This is a genomic window from Paludibacterium yongneupense DSM 18731 (assembly GCF_000422925.1).
Taxonomy (GTDB): Bacteria; Pseudomonadota; Gammaproteobacteria; order Burkholderiales; family Chromobacteriaceae; genus Paludibacterium; species Paludibacterium yongneupense.
Genome location: NZ_AUGZ01000018.1, coordinates 110,425 through 117,343 on the forward strand (window position 1 = coordinate 110,425; position 6,919 = coordinate 117,343).

The window sequence follows — 6,919 nt, forward strand, 5'->3', positions numbered from 1 at the left end:
CGCCGCCGCCGCTTGAAGATCAGACGCCCCGCCGCCCATCGGGCGACGGGGCGTCTGCCGTTTTCAGTGCAGTTTGAGCCGCGGCGCAGTGCTGCGGCCGAGCCGGCCAGAGATGATCAGCAACAAGGTCCGCAGTTTTCCATACAGCGCCATCTGGTGCATGCGATACAAGGAAATGTAGAACATGCGCGCGAGCCGACCTTCGATCATATGGGTACCGGTCAGATTGCCCATCAGATTGCCGACCGCAGAGAAGCGCGACAGCGAAACCAGCGAACCGTAATCCTTATAAGCAAAAGGAATCGGCGAACGCCCGCGCAGACGGCGCTCCAGCGTGCGCGCCAGCGTCGCCGTCTGTTGCCGCGCAGCCTGGGCACGCGGCGGCACCCACTTGCCATCCCCCATCGGGCAGGCGGCACAATCGCCGAGCGCGAAAATGTTTTCGTCGCGCGTCGTCTGCAGCGTGGGCAATACCAGCAGCTGATTGATGCGGTTGTTCTCCAGCCCCCCCAGGTCCTTGAGGAAGGCTGGCGCGCGGATGCCGGCCGCCCAGACCCGCAGGTGGGCGGGAATCACCTCCCCGCCGGCAAGGGTCAGGCTGTCCGGCCCGACTTCACGAACCGCAGAGCCGGTCAGCACCGTGACATCGATGGCGGACAAGGCTTGCGCAGCCTGCACCGACAGCCTCTCCGGCAGAGCGGGCAAAATGCGCGCCCCGGCCTCGATCAGGGTAATGCTCACATCTTCCGGCCGGATCGCCAGCCCGTACTCGGCCAGTTCCTGCGAGGTATGGCGCAATTCGGCCGACAATTCGACGCCGGTCGCTCCGGCACCGACAATGGCGACATTGATCTTGTGGTTGGCATCCCCTTCGGGGCTCGACGAAGCGCGCATATAGTGCTGCAGCAACAGGCGATGGAAACGGTCGGCCTGGGCGCGCGAGTCGAGGAAGATGCAATTCTCGGCGACGCCGGGCGTGCCGAAATCATTGGACTGGCTGCCGACGGCGATCACCAGCGTGTCATACCCGAGTTCGCGCTCGGCAACCAGTTCGCCGTCCTGTTCGTTGGCGATAGCGGCCAGGCGAACGGTTTTCTTGTCGCGGTCCAGCCCCATCATCCGGCCGAGCTGAAAATTGAAATGATTCCAGCGTGCCTGCGCTACATAGTTGAGCTCATCCACCGAGGAATTGAGCACCCCGGCCGCCACTTCATGCAATAGCGGTTTCCAGACATGGGTCAGGTTGGCGTCGACCAGCGTGACGCGGGCCAGGCCCTGTTTGCCCAGGGTACGCCCCAGGCGGGTGGCCAGCTCGAGGCCGGCGGCGCCTCCGCCTACGATTACGATGCGATGGGACATGGTATTTGCACCAGAGAGAGAAAATCGGTATTGCCAGGCCGGTGCGGCGGCGATAGCGTGAGCCGCGACGATCCTGACGCTTGAATTGTATACCGATTAGTATATCTACTTATACGCCTCCGGCGCAATGCATAATCCCGCTTTAATAAAATGGATTTATAGCGGCCGTCGCCTCATAAAGAAAACGCCGCCACGGCGCGCGACAGATCGTCGGCCTCGCGCGCGATCCGCTGCGCGGTACCGGCAGAGTCGGCGACCGCCTGGCGATTGGTATCGGCCAGAGCCTGCACCTCGCGCATGGAGCTGTCGATGGCGTGAATTTCCGACTCTTGCTCCCGCGCGGCCGACACAATCCCCTGCACCCCGCTATTCGCTTCCTCGACCGCTGAAACGGCGGCCTCCATCGATTCTTCGACAGCGGCGACACGCGTCAGGCTGGACTCGATCGCGTCGATGCCGGTCGCGATCGAGCGCTCGACCACTGCCGACTGACTGCCCAGCTCCTGCGTAACCAGATCGATCTGACTGGCCGCCTGGCCCGACCGTTCGGCCAGCTTGCGGACTTCGTCGGCGACAACGGCAAACCCGCGCCCCTGCTCTCCGGCGCGCGCCGCTTCGATAGCCGCATTGAGCGCCAGCAGGTTGGTCTGCTCCGCGATTTCGCGTACCTGGCGTGTCAAATCGGTAATACGCCGCGTGCGCTCAAGAAAATCCTGCACCGAGGACGCCACATCGCTCATCGCACCCTTGGCGGTTTCGGCCTCGCCGACCAGTTGATGCAGACGCTCGATTCCCGAGCGCGTCATGCCAAGACTGGAATCCGACTGGGCTTGCAAGGCGGCTACCGCGCCGACGATGTCGGCGATGCCGCTCGACATGCCCGACAGCGAGCGCATCATGGCTTCCGTCGCCGCAGACTGCGCCTGCGAGGCGGAGAGGACTTCCCCGGACGATGCATTAAGCGAAGACAGCTCCGAGCTCACATTGCCGGCATTATCGCGGATGGTACGCACCATGGAGGCGAGCTGTGCCGCCATCGCGTGCAGGGCGTTGAGCAACTGCCCGACTTCATCGCGCCGCCCACCTTCCACCGTCACCCCGAGATTGCCCTGCCTTATGCTGTCAAGCAGGCTGGATGCGCGCGCAAGCGGGCGCAATACGCGCGAACCGATGGCCAGGAAAATCAGCAGAATGGCTGCGACGTTGACGGCTAGCGCGACGGCATACAACCACCGGTAGCGGGCGGCATCGTCCCTCTCGTCCTGATTGACACGCTTGATGATGGCATCGCTGGCATCGGTTTCCTTCTTGGTCCCGGAGAGCGCCTGATTGATATAGCCGGCGACCTGATCTATCGATGCGATGCTCAATTGCCGGCTGCGCAGCACCTGGTCGATGGCCGCACGGTAGCTGTTGGCCTTGCCTTCCACGCTCTCGAAGTTCGCCGTGTCCAGTCTGGCGGCCCCCTGCGCGGCGACCGCCGCTTGCGCCTTGCGAAACGAATCGGCGGCCGCGGCGATCACGTTGCCGAGGTGTGCGTTGCGCTCCGAGAAAATGGCAAACGAGGCCGCCGCCTGCGGACTGCCATGCTCGCTATCCATCGTCGCGCGCAGGAACGCGTTCTGAATGCCGCGGATCTGAATGCCCACCGCGACCAGAGAATCATTGTAGTTTTTCAGTGCCAGAATCGATGCATTGCCCAGAGCGCGCTGCTGCCTCTCCGCTACACTCACGCCAAACGGCGCCATACTCAGTAGCAGTAGCAAGATGAAAACGATCGCAATCGATTGCTTGATCTTCATGTCATTTCCCTTTAAGCAGATCCATTTCACGTGCAGCCGCTTCCAGCATCAGTGACTGGCGAGCACCAGCCGCTGCAGGGCTTTGGCGATTCCGTTCTCATCGTTGCTGGCAGTCACATGATCGGCACGATCCCGCACTTCCTGCTCCGCATTTCCCATCGCCACGCCCATCCCGGCATACGTCAGCATGCTCAGATCGTTGAGGTGGTCGCCAAAAGCGATCACCTCGGACGCGGCGATGCCGCGTTGCTGCGCCAGCTCGGCCAGACGTTTTCCCTTGCTGTTGCCGACGCGGGTCACATCGACCCGATTCTGCCACGACCACTCGCAGGACACCGGCAACACTCCGGAGATCTCTTCGACAAAATGGGCGATACGGGCCGGATCATCATGCGACACCACCATTTTCCACACCTGGTCCGCGGCAGCGATGTCCGCTTCGAAACCGTGCGCGCTCAGCCGCAGATCGGGGCGCAGGGCCTCGGGCACGGTGGCGGCCCAGTCCTTCAGGCTTTGCATGCGCTTGTCGAAGCGCTCGCAGGTCATCATGTGATCGATGTACAGCACCATGTCGACGCCATTGCGCCGGCCGTGACTGACCAGTTCGAGCGCGCTGTCGCGGCCGAGCGGATCGCTGGCCAGAACTTCGCCGCGCTTGAAGTCGTACAGATACGTGCCGTTGCAACAGACGACAGGAGCATCGAGCTCCAATTCGACATGGTAGGGGTGCGCCATGATGTGCTGGCGCCCCGTGACCAGGACCACGTCGATGCCGCGGCGGCGGACTTCGAACAAGGCATCCCGCGTCTCGGGCAGGATGCTCTGATCGCTGCTGAGCAGGGTTCCATCGAGGTCCAGTGCAAGCAGACGATAGCGCAGAGGCTGAGTAGCGTGTGGCATCGGGTTTCCTGTCGTCAAGACTTCTGCTGCGCCGCCAGGGCTTCGTCCAGCAGATCCAGTACCTGCTGCGGAGTTCTGCACGCGCGCAATCGATTGAAATTCGTCGCCTCGTCAAACAAGGCGACAATCTGCAAAATGCCTTCCTGGCTGTGCGAGCGGGCATCGACCGCCGCCAGCGTCACCAGAATGTCGACCGGATCGTTATCCGGATCGCCGAAACAGACCGGCGTCGCGAGAGTGACCAGGGCGAAGCCGTTGTGCAAGACGCCATCCTGCGGTCGCGCGTGCGGCATGGCGATACCGGGCGCCAGCAGAAAATACGGCCCGTGTGCGCCGACATTGCGCAAGATGGCCGGGTAATAGCGTTCATCGACGACCCCTGCGCTCTGCAAGCGGCCGCAACCTATCGCCACCGCCTGCCGCCAATCGTCGGCCGCGGCCTGCAGCACGATGGAATCGTGCTGCAGCAGTGAATCTCGCAATTTCATGGTGCATTCAGCTCCGGCCCCGGGCGTGAGCAAAATGTGCGTCGATGATAGCCAGCAGCTTCGGACCGAAATCTTCAGCGGATAGCATATTGCGCACGGCAACCAGATACTTGCCCGGTGGCAGGTGGATCTCGCCGGCCAGGTGCGTAGATGCGACCACGATATCGAAACCGGGCAGTTCGGCCTTGTATTCGCCGACCGCGCAGCTGTGCAACTGATGATCGATTCTCTGCTGCTGCAGGAACTGCCCCATCTTCATCTTCATGATCATCGAACTGCCTTGTCCGCAGCCGCATACCGAAAGAATCCTGACTCCTCGCATTACCGTTCTCCTTGCTCCAAACTTTCACAGCCCGCGTCTTCCGTCTTGCGCAGCCCCGATCCGGCACGCCACATGTAAGCGCCGGCCCCCGCCGCCACACACAGGGCAAACCAGGGCGTGGCATGCATGCCCTGCATAAACGTCGGCATCAGCGTCGCCCAGTCGGCCATGCCCATCCAACCCATCGTTAGACCGGAAAGGTGCACGGCCCAGGCACTGCCTGCGATTTCCAGCATTCCGAGCACCAGGCAAATCTTCATCGCGGCGCGCCAACCGCCGTAATGATTGGCGTAGACCCCCACCGTGGCATTGGAAAAAAACATCGGGATAAAGCCGGGGATGACCATGATCGGCGAGCCGAGCGCCCACAGCAGCACGACCCCCGCCAGTTGGCCCAGCGCGCCCCAGATAAACCCCCAGGCCACCGCATTCGGCGCAAAGGAAAACAGGACGGCACAATCGATCGCCAGGACCGCTCCCGGAATCAGACGCTGCGAAATGCCCTGGAACGCTTCGCTCAACTCCGCGACAAACAGCCGCACGCCCTGAATGATGACGGCCATGCTGACCGCGAACATCATCGCCGTTTCCAGGATATAGACAGTCCAGTGGCTGCTGCCGGCCATCTGTTGAAGGGGGCCGAACCCGAGCGAGGACAGGATCGCGCCCAGAAACAGCAGCATCAGCAATACCGTCGCCACCAGATTGTCGTGGAACATCCCGAGCCAGCCCGGCAGCGAAACGCTCTCAATGCTATCTTCGGCCCGTCCCAGCAAGGGAGCCAGCTTGCAAGCCAGCCACGAAACGAATTGCTGCTGATGTCCGACCGAAAAACCCGCGCCTCCGGTCACCGCTTCGGTATGCCGGTAGATCAGATTGCTGCCTATCCCCCAGTACAGGGCAGTCAGCAAGGACGAGCCCAGTACCGTCACCCAGGCCGCCGCATGGAGCTGCAGGACAAAGAAGGCCACGATCAGACCGGCTTCCTGAAACATCACATGCCCGGTCAGAAACAAGGTTCTTATCCCGGTCAGCCGTCGCCCGAGAATCAGCGCGATATTCAGCAACAGGGCCAGCAGAACGGTATACCCGACCAGGACATAGCTGCTGCCTAGGGCGTCGACCACCGCCATCATCGTCACATACGGATCCGATACCGCCCCATCCAGGTGATGCACGAGCGACAATTGCGCGACAATCGGCCTGAAGGTTTTGGCCAACATCAGTGCTCCCTGCTCCAACAGCATGAAGCCGGCGATGGTTTTGATCGTGCTCTGGATCAGAATATCGATTTTTTTGCGCAACAAGGCATTGCCGAGCAGGGTCACCAGGCCCAGCAACAACTCCGGACGGGAAAGCACCTGACGGTAAAAAATATCGATAAAACGGTAGGCGGCGTCGAACACGTCGCATCTCCAAGCGAGGACAGGATAGGTTGCGGGGCACCGCCACAGGCGGTGCGCCCATCGTCGCCGACCATATTACCCTCCGCAAAAAATGCGAATCAATCGATTCTGCGCAAAGTATTCATATCCATGACCGGGGTCAAACCAACCGTTCAAACGTTCAATTCCGCCTCCACCGCAAAAAATCGGCCCAAGCCATTGACTATCAATGGATTAGATCGAGACGTACCCCTTTCATCGAAAACTTTAAACGATCAATTACGAAAGAAAAACCACCGCAATCGAACGAGAAAAGCCGCATGAACGCCTGAAATTACATTCAATACGACCACTTCCAGTCGCGGACTTCCGGCATGTCATCCCCGTGCGCATGGATGTACTGCTTGTGCTCGATCAGCTTGTTCGCGAACCGCTGCCGGGCATGCGCGCCTTTACCCTTCAGCCCTGGCACCCGGTCGATCACGTCCATCGCCAGCGTGTACCGGTCAACCTGGTTCATCACCACCATGTCGAACGGCGTCGACGTCGTCCCTTCCTCGATATACCCCCGCACATGCAGGTTGTCGTGACCGTTGCGACGGTAGGTCAGACGGTGGATCAGCCAAGGGTAGCCGTGGAACGCAAACACGATCGGCTTGTCCG

General features: G+C 61.2%; 7 protein-coding genes. All 7 read right to left on the reverse strand.

All coding sequences use genetic code 11. The features are described 5' to 3' along the window. Positions 1–63 precede the first annotated feature (63 nt). Positions 64–1,359, reverse strand: a complete 1,296-nt coding sequence (locus G520_RS0108485; RefSeq protein WP_028535270.1) for an NAD(P)/FAD-dependent oxidoreductase — start codon at positions 1,357–1,359, stop codon at positions 64–66. Between the two features lie 173 nt (positions 1,360–1,532). Beyond that, positions 1,533–3,161, reverse strand: a complete 1,629-nt coding sequence (locus G520_RS0108490) for a methyl-accepting chemotaxis protein (RefSeq protein ID WP_028535271.1) — start codon at positions 3,159–3,161, stop codon at positions 1,533–1,535. Between the two features lie 48 nt (positions 3,162–3,209). Then, on the reverse strand, positions 3,210–4,061 hold the full coding sequence (locus G520_RS0108495) for a pyridoxal phosphatase (protein WP_051229277.1): 852 nt from the start codon (positions 4,059–4,061) through the stop codon (positions 3,210–3,212). Positions 4,062–4,075: 14 nt separating this feature from the next. Beyond that, the gene (gene ulaC, locus G520_RS0108500; protein ID WP_028535273.1) at positions 4,076–4,549 is read right to left on the reverse strand and encodes a PTS ascorbate transporter subunit IIA; all 474 of its coding nucleotides are present in this window, start codon (positions 4,547–4,549) and stop codon (positions 4,076–4,078) included. Between the two features lie 7 nt (positions 4,550–4,556). Continuing rightward, positions 4,557–4,871, reverse strand: a complete 315-nt coding sequence (gene ulaB / locus G520_RS0108505) for a PTS ascorbate transporter subunit IIB (RefSeq protein WP_028535274.1) — start codon at positions 4,869–4,871, stop codon at positions 4,557–4,559. Beyond that, positions 4,871–6,277: a PTS ascorbate transporter subunit IIC gene (gene ulaA / locus G520_RS0108510; protein WP_028535275.1), complete on the reverse strand. Its 1,407-nt coding sequence runs from the start codon at positions 6,275–6,277 to the stop codon at positions 4,871–4,873. Before ulaA ends, ulaB begins: the two co-directional genes overlap by 1 nt. Before the next feature lie 319 nt (positions 6,278–6,596). Beyond that, positions 6,597–6,919 (reverse strand): phosphoketolase family protein (locus G520_RS0108515; protein WP_028535276.1); only part of this gene is annotated, 323 nt, incomplete at its 5' end.